Source organism: Rhodococcus sp. KRD162 (genome assembly GCF_017168335.1).
Taxonomy (GTDB): domain Bacteria; phylum Actinomycetota; class Actinomycetes; order Mycobacteriales; family Mycobacteriaceae; genus Rhodococcoides.
This window is the reverse complement of record NZ_JABFAU010000075.1, coordinates 15,047-27,544: the sequence shown is the minus strand read 5'-3', so window position 1 is coordinate 27,544 and position 12,498 is coordinate 15,047. Positions and strand designations below refer to the sequence as shown.

At 64.0% G+C, this 12,498-nt stretch carries 17 protein-coding genes; 4 read left to right on the top strand and 13 right to left on the bottom strand.

Annotated features, from left to right (window positions below):
* Positions 1-1,147: 1,147 nt before the first annotated feature.
* The 4 genes from J1M87_RS27160 to J1M87_RS29360 all read left to right on the top strand — a co-directional run bounded on the left by J1M87_RS27160 (position 1,148) and on the right by J1M87_RS29360 (position 2,417).
* On the top strand, positions 1,148-1,501 hold the full coding sequence (locus J1M87_RS27160; RefSeq protein WP_008720643.1) for a DUF3263 domain-containing protein: 354 nt from the start codon (positions 1,148-1,150) through the stop codon (positions 1,499-1,501).
* The gene (locus J1M87_RS27155) at positions 1,498-1,884 is read left to right on the top strand and encodes a hypothetical protein (RefSeq protein ID WP_008720645.1); all 387 of its coding nucleotides are present in this window, start codon (positions 1,498-1,500) and stop codon (positions 1,882-1,884) included. The genes J1M87_RS27160 and J1M87_RS27155 overlap by 4 nt, the downstream gene beginning before the upstream one ends.
* Before the next feature lie 76 nt (positions 1,885-1,960).
* The gene (locus J1M87_RS27150) at positions 1,961-2,158 is read left to right on the top strand and encodes a three-helix bundle dimerization domain-containing protein (protein WP_008720647.1); all 198 of its coding nucleotides are present in this window, start codon (positions 1,961-1,963) and stop codon (positions 2,156-2,158) included.
* Positions 2,159-2,201: 43 nt separating this feature from the next.
* Positions 2,202-2,417 (top strand): alpha/beta fold hydrolase, encoded by a 216-nt coding sequence (locus J1M87_RS29360; protein ID WP_042940341.1) that lies wholly within the window; start codon positions 2,202-2,204, stop codon positions 2,415-2,417.
* Positions 2,418-2,443: 26 nt separating this feature from the next.
* On the opposite strand, the gene J1M87_RS27140 is transcribed toward J1M87_RS29360, so the two are convergent.
* The 13 genes from J1M87_RS27140 to J1M87_RS27080 all read right to left on the bottom strand — a co-directional run bounded on the left by J1M87_RS27140 (position 2,444) and on the right by J1M87_RS27080 (position 12,351).
* Entirely contained in the window at positions 2,444-3,043 is a 600-nt protein-coding gene (locus J1M87_RS27140; RefSeq protein ID WP_008720648.1) for a hypothetical protein, read from the bottom strand.
* 271 nt (positions 3,044-3,314) lie between these two features.
* Positions 3,315-3,467, bottom strand: a complete 153-nt coding sequence (locus tag J1M87_RS27135) for a hypothetical protein (protein ID WP_198289538.1) — start codon at positions 3,465-3,467, stop codon at positions 3,315-3,317.
* A gap of 133 nt (positions 3,468-3,600) precedes the next feature.
* A complete protein-coding gene (locus tag J1M87_RS27130; RefSeq protein ID WP_206492764.1) occupies positions 3,601-3,906 on the bottom strand; it encodes a hypothetical protein in 306 nt (101 codons plus the stop codon).
* 273 nt (positions 3,907-4,179) lie between these two features.
* Entirely contained in the window at positions 4,180-4,350 is a 171-nt protein-coding gene (locus J1M87_RS27125) for a hypothetical protein (protein ID WP_157226226.1), read from the bottom strand.
* A 19-nt stretch (positions 4,351-4,369) separates the two neighbouring features.
* Positions 4,370-5,404: a hypothetical protein gene (locus tag J1M87_RS27120; RefSeq protein ID WP_008720649.1), complete on the bottom strand. Its 1,035-nt coding sequence runs from the start codon at positions 5,402-5,404 to the stop codon at positions 4,370-4,372.
* 27 nt (positions 5,405-5,431) lie between these two features.
* The gene (locus J1M87_RS27115; protein ID WP_008720650.1) at positions 5,432-5,743 is read right to left on the bottom strand and encodes a hypothetical protein; all 312 of its coding nucleotides are present in this window, start codon (positions 5,741-5,743) and stop codon (positions 5,432-5,434) included.
* Between the two features lie 36 nt (positions 5,744-5,779).
* On the bottom strand, positions 5,780-6,211 hold the full coding sequence (locus J1M87_RS27110) for a hypothetical protein (RefSeq protein ID WP_008720651.1): 432 nt from the start codon (positions 6,209-6,211) through the stop codon (positions 5,780-5,782).
* A gap of 73 nt (positions 6,212-6,284) precedes the next feature.
* Positions 6,285-7,037 carry a hypothetical protein gene (locus J1M87_RS27105; protein WP_008720652.1) on the bottom strand — a complete coding sequence of 251 codons (753 nt, stop codon included), beginning with the start codon at positions 7,035-7,037 and terminating at the stop codon, positions 6,285-6,287.
* Between the two features lie 83 nt (positions 7,038-7,120).
* On the bottom strand, positions 7,121-7,921 hold the full coding sequence (locus J1M87_RS27100; protein ID WP_051048279.1) for an A24 family peptidase: 801 nt from the start codon (positions 7,919-7,921) through the stop codon (positions 7,121-7,123).
* Entirely contained in the window at positions 7,893-8,636 is a 744-nt protein-coding gene (locus tag J1M87_RS27095) for a hypothetical protein (protein ID WP_008720654.1), read from the bottom strand. The genes J1M87_RS27100 and J1M87_RS27095 overlap by 29 nt, the downstream gene beginning before the upstream one ends.
* 664 nt (positions 8,637-9,300) lie before the next feature.
* Positions 9,301-9,633, bottom strand: a complete 333-nt coding sequence (locus J1M87_RS27090) for a hypothetical protein (protein WP_008720656.1) — start codon at positions 9,631-9,633, stop codon at positions 9,301-9,303.
* Between the two features lie 40 nt (positions 9,634-9,673).
* Positions 9,674-11,923 carry an FtsK/SpoIIIE domain-containing protein gene (locus tag J1M87_RS27085; protein WP_008720657.1) on the bottom strand — a complete coding sequence of 750 codons (2,250 nt, stop codon included), beginning with the start codon at positions 11,921-11,923 and terminating at the stop codon, positions 9,674-9,676.
* Positions 11,923-12,351 (bottom strand): hypothetical protein, encoded by a 429-nt coding sequence (locus J1M87_RS27080; RefSeq protein ID WP_042940345.1) that lies wholly within the window; start codon positions 12,349-12,351, stop codon positions 11,923-11,925. Before J1M87_RS27080 ends, J1M87_RS27085 begins: the two co-directional genes overlap by 1 nt.
* Positions 12,352-12,498 lie beyond the last annotated feature (147 nt).

Sequence of the window (12,498 nt, the reverse complement as noted above, 5' to 3'; positions counted from 1 at the left end):
AGGTCTGCAGATACCTATAGCCCTCGCCACTCGGCAGTGACCACCGAGACCAAGGGCGTGATTAGCCGGTGCCAGGTGGGTCCCAGTCAGGCCGTCATCGTGGTCCCAGATCGGGTTGACACAGCCAAGCTTGAGGGCTTCTATCTCTCCTCTAGGGGTGCGGTAGTCGAGGAACCTGCTCCAGTAGTCGAGATGCGTGAGTCGATCGAGAACCAGTGGATCCGTACACCGAATAGTCAGGCATTCGGTAACGCAGTGGGAGGTGCGCCGTCCGTGGCGCACCTCCCACTGCCTTACGCCGGGAGTTCATACTCCTGTGTGGTGACCGCAGGTACTCTTTCGATGGCCGTGAGCGGGTCGCCCTTGAGTTGACCACAGCTGTCTTTCGGCAGCTCGAGGCGCACTGCGCGAGATTGTGGATCTACAGCCCACACCACCGGGATCGGCGCTGAGCCGACAGCATCGCAATCCTCTGGATCGCGGGGTGGGTCGGTCGGTGTGTTCACAACCGCTAGCGCACCGACCACGTCCCCGCCTGCGCGTTCGGTCTGGCGCATTATCTGCGTGCCGTTCTCCGGTCGGTCACCGTAAAATTCACACACCACAAAGCCCACTGCATCGAAGGTGGCCGGAAGTGCGCCTGCGACTGGGGCATTAGGGATACCGGGATTACTGGTCGCGGCACCAGGCATCGCACTCACGACGACGTTCGGGGCAAGGCAAGATGCCTGCGGGACGACCTGACCTGCCGGTAAGGCTACCGATTCGCCGCGGGATTGAAACCAGAACGTAGCCCCGGCGACAACAATGAGCAGCGCGACTCCACCGATAGCCACGCTGCGTCTTCTAGACATGGTCGCATCGTAAGCGCACCACACCCCTAGAGCTTGCTGGTCAGATGTAGAGCAGGTGGGTGGCGGTACCGTCGAAGCGTTCGAGGTTGTCGAGGACGCCGGTGTAGTTTGCGGGCCCACAGGCGACGATAATCCATGGGTCGGCATGGCACCGATCGAGTCGCCCCGTCGATATCGATCATCGGCGACCCGCTCGTCCTCAGGACTGGGCCGGGGCCAGCCGCGCGGACGGGTCGGTGTCGTAGTGCTCACTGGTCTGCGTTCCTGACAGAGTGGAGTCACATTCAGGGCGTTTGTTCACTGTTCACCTGTCCGTCGCCCTATGGTTGCTCGCGGCGGCTGCGACGGTCGACGGGCCGGGTGATACTGCAGTAATGCCGCTGACACCTGACACCCCGCACGAGCGAGATCGGATGCTCGCGTTCGCCGTGCAGTGGATGCCGTACGGGGGCGGCGACGCCGAGGACATCATGGTTGCCTTCGGGATTCCGCCGGAGACGTATTTCCGCAGGCTGCGACACCTGCTGGCCGACCCCGCGCGGCCCGTCGACCTCGATTCCCGGACCACGGACGCTTTGCTGCACGTATGCCGTCGTCGCCTCGAACACAGCGCGGCATCCGCCGGCCGCCCACAGGTAGGGCAATGACCAGCACACGCGAAGCGGCCACCGCCAGGGAATCGGCGCAGTTCATCACACATTCACCTGGGGCGGAACACTCGCCACGTTCCGGTGGCCAGAAGATGAACGCACCCAGCACGAAACCGTCGTCGACCACATCCCGGCGAGGGCCCGACAGCTCCGATCGTGCGCAGGCGCAGATCTTCGCGGCAATGCTGACTGTCGAGATCAACGCTGTTTCGGCGCTCGTCGACGAAGCCGAACAACTCGCCCACAAAGCCGGGCGAATCGGCCAAGGCACCGCCCGGCTCTGGCACAACGAAGAAGCCCGGTCGCAGCGAAAATTGCTGTACGCGCTGCACCGCCAACTCGACGCCCTCCACACACGGTTTACCGATGTCTCGGGGTAGGCACCGACTGCCCGACTCCGGAACCACGCCGGACACCCAATTGACCACACCCCGAACAGAGCGGATCGTTCAAAAGATGACTACCACCGAACACGAGCACATCGACGCCGTCCGCGATCGCCTCGGTGCCCAGTTTCCCGATGTGCCGCGCCCGGTCATCGACGACACCATCGCCGCCGAGCATGCCCGTTTCGAGGGCAACTCCATCCGCGATTTCGTCCCGTTGTTCGTCGAACGCAAAGCCCGCCAAGCACTCCAGGCCCACGCCCACTAGCGGTCCGCGACACTCCGCCGGTTCAGGTCGAGGGAACGCTTTGGTGCAGCCACGAACTCTGCCCGTTCTCGGCAGCACGATCAGCTTCACCGATGCGGGTACCGGTCCACTCGTACTGTTCCTGCACGGCAATCCCACCTCGTCCTACCTGTGGCGCAACATCACGCCCGCCGTCGCAGCACACGGCTACCGCACAATCGCGGTGGATCTGATCGGCATGGGAGCCTCAGGCAGGGTACGGTCCGTCGAGAGCGTGTGACTGGCTAGCTCAGACACCTCGACTTGCTAACCCCGCTTAGTCCGGATAAGAGTACGGTTTCGGGCCAACAGGGCACGCGCCCGGGTCGGCGGTACGTCGCGACCATGGACAGTGGTCACCACAAGATCGAGGCCATCGAGACAAATACTGGCGGCGTCGAGAGGGTCGGCTTGACCGGGATCGATCAACGCGATCTTCGACAAGTCCCCGCCGTGTTCGTGGACGGCAAGGAGCCCGAACTTGGGTTGACCGATCAGGGCGACGTGGTGGCCGGCCGCAGTGGCGGAGGCGACAAGTCCGACGAGAATCGATCCGGCACCGGTGATCGACAGGGCCGTTCCGCGGGCCAGTGCGCCGCGTGGGAGCAGTTCCGACAGCGGCATGGGCACCGGCAGGGTTTTCAGGGTTCGCGAGCGCACAGGGACACTCAGGGCTCGTTCATCGCCTTCGGTCGCGGCGGCCTGCGCGTGCGGCTGCGGCGGGGCGAATACGGGCGAGTCGTCTGAATCGGTGGGAGCGTGGTCTCGGCGTCCAGGGATCGCAGCCATGCTGCGGCGCAGAGCGGCGAGCTGTGCGGCCTGGTCCAAGGTGGTGAGGTCGGGGATCGAGTCGACGGTACCGGCCATGAGCTGCGACCTTTCGCCGAACGGATCAGTCCCCTCAATCTATGGGAACATACGTTCGATGTCGAACTACCTGCGTACGTCCGATCCCCGCACTGATTCCTGAACCCTGGCGGCGTTCACGAGGTATTCGAGACGGAGTTCGGGGTCGGCCGTCAGGTGGCGATGTTCGGCGAGCACCCGGCGGACATGCTCAAGGCCTGCGCGCACGGTGGGGTCGTCGGGGTCGTAGCCCTCATCGACGATGGCGGCGCGTTCTCGATCGGGTCCATACCTACTTGGACGCGGCGGCTTCTGGTGCGGTTCCGGCGTCGTAGATCAGATCGTCGGCCCCTTCGTAGCGGTAGGCCCGCTGCCCACTCGGCAGGGTCACCCACCCCGACTGCCCGTGATCAGGGTCCGGATCGAAGCTGCGGTCATCGGTCATCGGCCAAGTATCCCTCAATCAGATTGCGAAACCGATCCCATTCAAATACCGGGCTACGCTGCCGGCGAGGACGCACCCATGTGGCCCGGAAGTTGCGCCTGTCACCAGTCCCAGGACCACTGCGCTCCGCGCACTACACAACCGATCTCGGCGGTACTTGATCGTCGTCCGCCCTGGCATCGGCGGTAGCGGCTGGGGCCAGCCTGATGAACATCTCGACGCAGAGTGCTCGACCTTTACTGGCGTGGTCGGCTTCGGTCGTACTCCTGGCGTTGATGGCGGCGGCTCCGAGATCTCCGGCCGCGCGGTAGAGGAACGATGTCAGGAGGGCGAGGGTGCGTGGAGCGGGAGTGGTGACGATGGGAGGCTCTCCTTGCTTGATTGCGACATCCGAACTCGATCGACTTCCAGAGCGGCGTGTAGGACGGAAGCTGTTCATGAGCTGTAGCCCCAGGTATGGAACCTTGTTTCTGTACATGCCGGGCAGTAGTTTTCGTCGTCGTGACTCCACCCGGGTGGAGTCACGATCGCGGCGACGGCGGCGCGCCTGTCGAAAGCTGGTAGACCGCATCCGGTGCACCAAACATCCCACCGCTGCGCGCATTCGATTCGATCGGCTTGTGTGATTGCTTTCCCAATCAGGACTGCAGCAGCAGCCGAGACCACAAGTGCCCCAACACCGACCATCAAAATTGAGATCGTCATCTGCAACCTATTCCGCCTGCTCGTCGGTGCCGATTGCTCCGTCGGTAGGCCCCGTTGCGGGGTCGTCCTCGGGTCGAACTGCGCGGAAGTCTGCGCGCGGCATGATGTCTGGATGGAATCGCCATGGAGCGCGGCGTTCTCGTCTGTGCGGTGGCGGTGAGGGGTTCTCGGTTGCCATGGTTCTTTCCTTTCGTCGATCAGTCTGTGTCGATGTCTTCGAGTTGTACGACGAGCCTTTCCCCGACGGGCTGACCCGGTCGCTCGTAGGGGACGAAGTGCGAGTTGACAACGCGATAGCGGGTGCCACGCGGAAGGAGATGGCTCGTGTCGTCTCCCTTGTCCGATGCTCCGAGGTACAGGCCTCGCGTTGTCTGGATCTCGAAGACTGCGTCCGTCGGATGGCTGTGCGCGTCGAGCTCGTGGATCGAGTGGCGGGCGCCGGTGAAGCGGTCGAAGGCTACGACCGAGCCGGGTGAGAGGGTCTCCGGTAGTTCGGATGGATGGATGACGGCGTTGGGCAAGCTCACGACGGTGTAGACCAGGTGTCCACGTCCGGACTCGCGCTCGTACCGCTGGATGGCGCGGTCGACCCGCTGGATGTGGCGGCGCTGGTCGTCATCGAGCCGCACTGCATCGCCGTTGACATCGGACAACGCGTCGTTGGTGCGCTTCCAATTGTCTGGATCACCGATCAGCGAGCTCATCGCGCGGTACTGGGCATGTGGAACGTTTTGCTCGACAGTTCTCTTGGTAGCCGATCGTGCATTGCGCTGGCGTGCGCTGAGACTTCGGCGGAGTTCGATTGCAGCCGGCAGCGTCCGTCTTTTTCGTTCGTTCGTGATCGGCGCGGTGGTGTTTCGAGGAAAGGCTCGTTCGAGGTCGCGGCGCGCGCGTGTGAGACCGGGGAGTCCTTCGATGTCGGTATCGAGACCGCGGGCGTGCTCCCGGTTCGCGGCTCGGTCGGCGAAGCTTGCGTGGGGTAGAACTACCCCCTGCTTCTTCTCCAGGTCTCCGCTGGATCCACGGTCGGGGTCGAACGCGCCCCCGTCTGGGGTGACGCGATTGCGACTACGGCGCGCGGACGACATCGAACTCTGCACTGACGGGATCTCGCGGTTCTGGGCGCATAGGGAGTACTGCCATCCCGCGCCGAGCGGCTTGGCTGACGCGACCTGCAGCGACGCCGAGGTGTTCGACGGCGCTGCAGGTGCACGATTGTCGGGTGCCGCCACCCGGCGACGCGACTGCCGGGGTGAGGGTCATCCCGGCCGACCGGGCAGATCGGTTGGGGTTCCAATCGTCCATGCGACATCGACGACGTCGGACAGGGTCCGACTCAGGTGGCCACAACTGGTGCATTCGCCGGGCAGTTTCTGCGAGACGAGAGCGAAGAAATGCTCGTCGCACGCGAGGTGGGCCATGAGCTGCCCGCCGGCGCAGCAATCCTTCATCGCCACGGCCCACCGTGCACCCCGTGGCGCGGATCGTCCGTCCCGAGAACGGGGTTCCAGCGAGCAGACGTCGCATGCAAGCTCGATATGGGTGATGGCGTCGGTTCGTTCGGTGCTCATCGCACGGCCCCCTCTGGTTGTCTACGGGATTCCACGTCAGCTCGCCATGGCGTCGTGTTCGCTGTGCTCGTTGTGGTGGTCGTTCTGGTGGTGCTCGGATGCCGGCCCGTCGTGGTTCTGCTGTCCGCTCTCGTGCCCATGGGGTTCGCCGCCGGTGCTGTCTGTATCTGCCGACGGGCTCGGCGCGGGCTCTTTCTTGGTGGTGGCAGGTTTTGCGGCTCCCTTCAGTGATGGGCGGACGTAGCCGCCCTTCTTCAGTTGGGCGGTGGTGAAGCCTGCAGCTTTGGCGGCGTCGTAGGCCGCGATGAACTCGGCGGTCGACTCGACGTGTTCAGCCTGGGCTTTGGCGACTGCATCGGCCTTCTGTCGGCTGTTCTCGGCTGCTTCGACGAGGTTGCGCATCGCAGTGAACTGCGGGCCGAGGATCTCGCGGGTGGTTGCATCGGCCTGGTCGGCGGTCTTGGGCATGATTTCCTTCTTTCGTGTTGTGTGCAAGGGACTTTCATTCATCATGGAAGGAGGTTTGCGGTCGATCTGGTGGTCAGTTCATTGGTTCCGACTCACCTGCAGGGGTCGCAGCGGTGTCGTCGAGACCGCAGAGTTGCCTGGCCGCGGCGGCATCGCCGCGGGTGATGGGCAGGGCGTATATCTGAGCCACGCGAAGGTATTTCGCTGCAAAGGCACACGCGAAGTCGCTGTTGTCCGGATGCCATCGAGAAAGACCGCGCTGAGCTCTGTCTTCGACTGCCGGCGCGCTGGCGACGATGATGTTGTTGTGGACGTCGCTGACGAATCGTTGCTGCTGTTCAGGTGTCCACGCAGCCGCGCCCAACGTCCACGCAGCATCCAATGGGTAGACGTAATCCGTTGCCGCAACCTCTTTTTCAGTTGCCACATCGTATTCGGCGGTGGCACCGGTGTATGGATCGTTCAACACGCCCTGTGCCACAACGCAATTGTCCGTCCCGGCAACGAATGTGACGTCGTCGAGCTCCGCTGCCAACGCGATGTTCATGGTGTCGCATCCGTGATCGCTCTCCGGCGGCCGCACCTCGAGTTCCACCGATCGCCGATCATCGGGCCACCTCGCCGCGCTGTCGAGATCGGCGACGACGGGCAACGCGTCGAGAAGGCCCGCAACGGTGATGACGTCGTGGAAGACCTGGGGCGGTGGCGGTGACGAGTCAACCTCACGGTGGTGGTCCGTGGTTATAACCACGACGGCCGCGGCCGCCACGGCGACCATCGCGGCGGCCGCACCGGCTGTCCATGCGATCTGATGTGTCTTCGCCATCGTGGCGATCACCTCTTCGGGAGCTGTCGAGTTCGGGGAAGAAAAGAAATCTGTGGCGGGACGACGTGCAGGGAGGAGAAGGGTCAGGACGCGACGAGGGCGAGCGCCGTGCCGAGTACGAGATACGGGCCCAGCGCGATATGCGACCGCGCAGGCTCGGATCGGATCGCTCGAAGAACTCGGGCGACGATCACTCCGACGAATGCCGTCAGAATCGAGAACACCAGCGCCGCAGGGAGAGCTGCCCATCCGACGTAGCCGAGGACCATCGCGAGCGAGACCGTCAGGCGCGCATCACCGATACCGATTCCGCCGCGCAGAAGAACGGCAAGCGCGAAGAACACCACACCTGCTGCAGGGCCGGCGAGGAGGGCGCGGCCGACCGCGCCCCAGGTGCCGTGAACGACTCCAGTGAGCAGAATCATTGCTGCAGTTCCACCGGCGGCCAGATACGCAAGAGCGGACGGAATCCGTTGCACGCGTTGATCGATCCACGCAATCCAGGGCAATACGAGAGCCAAGAACACCAAAGCCGCATGCGGTGAACTCGCCGGAGTGCTGGCGGGCACAGAGACGACGCCCCACACGACGCCGGAGACGATGACGGGAACTTTCGTCCCCAGCGCCGCCTCGTCGACAGAGATCTCGACCCGTTCACACACCGCGATGACCGTGGGCCGCAGCGCGGCCGCCAGGAGTGCGCCGACGATCCCAGCCATCGCAACGATCGAGATGCGGCTGACAGCCGCAATCCCGGCTCCTGCCTGGGTGCCGGCCCAGGATGCCGACGAGGCCACGATCAAGACCCAGAGGAGGCCTGCCGCCAGGGCGACAACGACACTTCTGACGTAGTCGCTACGCAACATCAGCTTCTCGTTCACCATCAGAACGAGCGGCGTACACGGCCATCCGGGCACGGTAGCGAATCTTCTTCTTCAGCGCTGAGCCGAGATCGATTCCGAGCACGTCCGCGAGATGCTCCGTGGACCACTGCCTCCGAAGCGCGATCGAGACGATCTCTGCCTGCTCTGCAAGTGTGAGCGGCAGTCGCCATTCGCCGCACAACCGACGGTAGACGGCCGCCTCGTCGATGCCGCGGATGCCTCGGGGCGAATGTGGACGCGCTCGAGGGTCGTCGATTTCGTCGTCGTCCCAAGCAAGCGGCGTCGCCCATCCCTGCTCGCGGGCTGCGTTCCGTACCTGTTCGTCCGGACCTGGTGTCATGGAGATCTGGTCGTAGACATCGTTGATGACGGACCAGACCTCACTGGGGACGACTTGATCAGACGGCAACGTCGAGAGCTTGGGGACCGACAGTCCGGTCAGTTCGGACAGCGCTTGCACCGAGTAGCCCATCGCGACGAGTGCCCGGATTCGTCGCTGAGCTCCGACACCGAGTGTCATCGCCCGACCCCGGCTGGGGTGGAAGGTGACGCCGAGAATCGCTTTCGAGATGCTCGCGGTGATCTCGGTACATCTGAGGTTGGCGACCGTTTCCACATCGCTGAGGTTGAGCTTCGTCAGGTCGAGGATCATCTGGTCGGGCATGCCGCCGAGCCGTAAGGACAGCAGATGGCGGCGGGCCGGGCCGGAGGGCACCGATGAGGTACTCCCACGGCGAGATGTTCTGTTAGATCCCGCCGCGGGAGCGGAGCGAGGCTGCGCACGCGCAGCACCACTGCCGTCGCTCGTCGGACCGAAGGAACCACCCCTCGGCGTCGTCGAGCAACTCCATGAACCGGTATTCCGGTCGCGATTCATTGTATTGCTATTGGGCACTGCATCACACAGTGCGGGGGGAAGTTTCTTTTGCGTACGCGAAACCACGTCGACGTCAGTCATAGTGCATCCCTTTTCAGTTGATGCGGTTGGTCAGACCGCACATCAGATGTTGGGGACACTACCTCGCGGGAGTGCATCGCGTCCAGACCGTCGGGTCGTTTTTCTTCGGTGATGAGAGCGCCGCGGTCGTACAGTCCGCCGGCCGCAACGCCGGTATAACGATCTGCCTCGGCTCTTGTTCGGCATGCGACGAAGGCTGCGAGCGGGCAGATCTCGCATGATTCGAGGAGATCCGCTGCAGCGAGGGTTGCTTGCCGGCGGCGTTCGAGGCGTGGGAGCCGTGACTGCAGCATCTCTGCGACGGTCACTTCACGCGAGGCCCAGTTGCTGTCTCGGACACACTGTCCGAGTGGCATCGTGAACGATTCTCTGCTCGCGATCGCGCGTAGTTCTGCGCGGCGACCACTGGTGGCTTTCGTTCTCATCCCCGGTCACCTCCGTGCAGACGAGCCTGTCGGGCTGAATAGGCGGTGCGGCCGGCGCTGATCGCGACGGCTCCGAGTGCGATGACGACAGCGAGAGCGACGATCAGTCGTCGACCGTCGAGACCGGCACCGTCCGATGCCGGGATCGCCACCATCGGGGATGCCTCGCTGGCGATCAGGATGGAATGGTCGACCATCCAGGCGATGGCTGTCGACCACCACAGGCCTGCGGATCCGAGAGCCATGGTGGCCGCGAGGGGGGCGATCCAGATCAGCGCCATCTGATCGTCGTCCGAGAGTGCTTTGCTGTTGTTGCCGTGCTGGGGCATGTGGTTGTTCCTCTTCTGATCGAGTGTCTCGCAGGGTGATTCAGGTGGCGAGGGCAAGAGGGCGACGAACTTGAACGGTCACATCGAGAGGAATGTCGAGCACCCCCTCGGCATCGCCGTCGCCGCGCCAGGTCAGCCCGACCATGTCGTCGCCGGAGTCGTCGCCGTAGATGGCGGGCTCGTTGTCGACGACCACCCAGATCCCGGCGTCCTCGTCGAGGAGAATCAGGTCGCCGGCCACGAGGTCGACCGGGGCGGTGTCTTCGGATTCGCCGTAGCCCTCCCAGTCGTCGACGTCCGAGTCGGAGTCGGGCACCACCTGCAGGTGCGGGCGGTCGAAGCGCACCGGCGAGGCCGGCACGAGGACGGCATGCTCCTCTTTCGACGTCTGAGAGTCGTGCGCGGGCTCGCGAACGGCGGGGGTGTCGAGGTTGAGCATTGCCATCGGCGACGAAGCGCGACGAGCGGTCTCACTGTCCGCGCGAGTCTTTCGCCTGGCGACGGGATCGAGGTTGGGATGGTCCGCCGCGCGCGCCCACGGCGCACCGGTGACGTGATGGAAGCGGATCTCTTCTTCACCGTCCTCGGTGCCGCCGGGATCCGGGTCGAGAATCACCAACCGCTCGTGCCGCACTTCGAGAGGACGCAGGCGGTCCAGCACTGCGGCGTCCTCAGTGTCTGGCGCGGTTTTGCGGGGGTCGGGAGTGAAGTAGGTCTGAATTTCGACGGCTTGGTTGTGGTCGTTGACACTGGTCGCACGCCCACGACATCCGCGTGGGATACCGACTCCGGTGGTTGCCGATTCCCACATCATCATCGCGCCCTGCGGACTCAACCGACCCATCGATACGCGCTGGCGAAAGTTGTCTCGCATGTCTCCGCCGAAGTACTCGGCATCGGGACGCTGCGTTCCCAACACCATGTGGCACTTCGCTGTGCGACCTTTTCGCCCGATCGACGCCACTTCCTGAAGGGTCTTCGGCTTGGTGGGGTCGCCCTTACCTTTGATGCTCGAGTACCAGTTGAGCAGGTTGCCACGAAAATCGGCGTACTCGTCGATGAACAGAACGACAGGCTCGAAGTCGGCCTCGGTAGCTTCTCCGTTGACGATCAGCGAGTACCGGGTTTCCATCAGCTTCCAGAACCGATGAATTACTGCGATCTGGTGCTCCATGTGACTGGCGACGATCTGCACATTCGGCCAGTCCTGGAACCCCAAGAACTCGACCCCTTTTCCGTCGACGACCCACACAGGCCAGCCGTGCGCGGTGAGCTGTGTCAGCAGGGTGTGAGCGGTGACGGTCTTTCCGGTTCCGGATGCGCCGACGAGCATGAAGTGCGGGTCGATCGCCGGCCGCCACACCATGGGGTTGCCGTCCTCGTCCTCGCCGTACGAAATCGCGACCGAGTCGTAGTCGGAGTGCGCGAGGTCGCCGAGGTCGGTCGTGGACCTTTCGTCGTCGAGGCCGGCCGGGTTGTAGAGCTTCTTCGGAAAGGTCGGGCGCACCTCGAAACGCACCCAGTCCGTTTCGAGGTTCCAGCGAGCACGCCACCGGCCGGGCAGATTGACGCTCACTACTCGTTGCACTCGGGCCCGATAGCCCTCGGACTCGAGTCGATGTCCGACCTCATGGGTGGCTTCGACAGCCACAAGATCTCCGGTGCTCGGGTCCGTCTCGTGTCTGGTGATCTTTCCGGTCGGCCCCAACAGCGCGAGAATCGTGCGCGTGGCTTTGACGAGTTCGGGCGAGACATGCGTCTCGGAAATGGACCGCGTGTCCGGGACGAGAACGAGTCGGCGCTTGCGTGTGTTGTGCTTCTGGATCTGGTATCGACCCCAGCTCTGCTGGGAGAGCAGTTCGACGACGCGGGGCTCCCACTGGTCGTCGAGAAGGAGCGCGGCCGACTGATAGCGGACCGTGATCCGGCCCGGACGGCCGGGCCACTGTCCGCGCCACCGAGTCGCCGTCAGGACATCACGGGTCGGCGGTGACGCGGTCAGCCTGCAGAGCTGCTCGATCGCCCGATCGGTCTCTTCGGCTCGGATCGTGGCTCGATAGCCGTTGTAGCCGACGACCGCGCCAGCCCCGACGCCGAGTGCTGCCCCACCCCAAGCGATCGCGGCGTCGAGCTCCACTATCGGGCCCAGCGCTGCCGACACAACTCCACCGGCCACCCAGAGCACACAGTTGCGGATCCACGGATTGTTCTGGGGGTCGAGCGACGGGGCATCACGCAGCGACCGGTATCCGTCGAGGGGAGCCTGAGCCGGGGCGGGTAGTGCGCCCATCATGCATCCCGGGTGATCGTGATCAGGATGCCGTCACTGGAAGTCGGGCGCATCGTTGCGGTCAGGGCCACGCGGCGGCGGCCGACTTCGTTGTTGAGATGGGTCGGGTTGTAGTCGAGGGAGAATCTGCACGCGACGTGAGGCCGGCAGTGCACGGCGCGGATCGCCGCCTCGACAAGCCTGCTCAAGCGCTCGTCTTCGGAATCGACGCGCAGGTTGCTCGAATTCCACTCGACGACGAGAGACCAGACCTCGTCGGTGGTTGCGAGGGTCACGATCCGGTCGGTGGGATCGTCGAGCCTGAAGGTCTCGATGCGAGCGAAGTTCGGCAGCGCTCCTCGATCGATGACAGGACTCAGGGGGCCGCCCGCGGTTCGACTGCTCCTCGAACGTGCCCTCGCTACGTGTAGTCGTGTCGGTGCGCTCATGGGGACTCCCTGTCTCGTCGTGCCTTCTCGAGAACAGGTAGATGCAAGTGCGTCGACTTCTGTGACAACTGCAGGGAATCTTTTTCCGACAACTCTTCATCTCGCGCAGCAGCGCATGCGTTCATGGCCCCATCACTGGCACACCGA

Bases quoted from the DNA above. Each gene is read 5' to 3' on its own strand.
- J1M87_RS27155 (WP_008720645.1), top strand. From the start codon at position 1,498: ATGACCAGCACACGCGAAGCGGCCACCGCCAGGGAATCGGCGCAGTTC.
- J1M87_RS27150 (WP_008720647.1), top strand. From the start codon at position 1,961: ATGACTACCACCGAACACGAGCACATCGACGCCGTCCGCGATCGCCTC.
- J1M87_RS27140 (WP_008720648.1), bottom strand. From the start codon at position 3,043: ATGGCCGGTACCGTCGACTCGATCCCCGACCTCACCACCTTGGACCAG.
- J1M87_RS27135 (WP_198289538.1), bottom strand. From the start codon at position 3,467: ATGACCGATGACCGCAGCTTCGATCCGGACCCTGATCACGGGCAGTCG.
- J1M87_RS27130 (WP_206492764.1), bottom strand. From the start codon at position 3,906: ATGAACAGCTTCCGTCCTACACGCCGCTCTGGAAGTCGATCGAGTTCG.
- J1M87_RS27125 (WP_157226226.1), bottom strand. From the start codon at position 4,350: ATGGCAACCGAGAACCCCTCACCGCCACCGCACAGACGAGAACGCCGC.
- J1M87_RS27115 (WP_008720650.1), bottom strand. From the start codon at position 5,743: ATGAGCACCGAACGAACCGACGCCATCACCCATATCGAGCTTGCATGC.
- J1M87_RS27110 (WP_008720651.1), bottom strand. From the start codon at position 6,211: ATGCCCAAGACCGCCGACCAGGCCGATGCAACCACCCGCGAGATCCTC.
- J1M87_RS27105 (WP_008720652.1), bottom strand. From the start codon at position 7,037: ATGGCGAAGACACATCAGATCGCATGGACAGCCGGTGCGGCCGCCGCG.
- J1M87_RS27100 (WP_051048279.1), bottom strand. From the start codon at position 7,921: ATGGTGAACGAGAAGCTGATGTTGCGTAGCGACTACGTCAGAAGTGTC.
- J1M87_RS27090 (WP_008720656.1), bottom strand. From the start codon at position 9,633: ATGCCCCAGCACGGCAACAACAGCAAAGCACTCTCGGACGACGATCAG.
- J1M87_RS27085 (WP_008720657.1), bottom strand. From the start codon at position 11,923: ATGGGCGCACTACCCGCCCCGGCTCAGGCTCCCCTCGACGGATACCGG.
- J1M87_RS27080 (WP_042940345.1), bottom strand. From the start codon at position 12,351: ATGAGCGCACCGACACGACTACACGTAGCGAGGGCACGTTCGAGGAGC.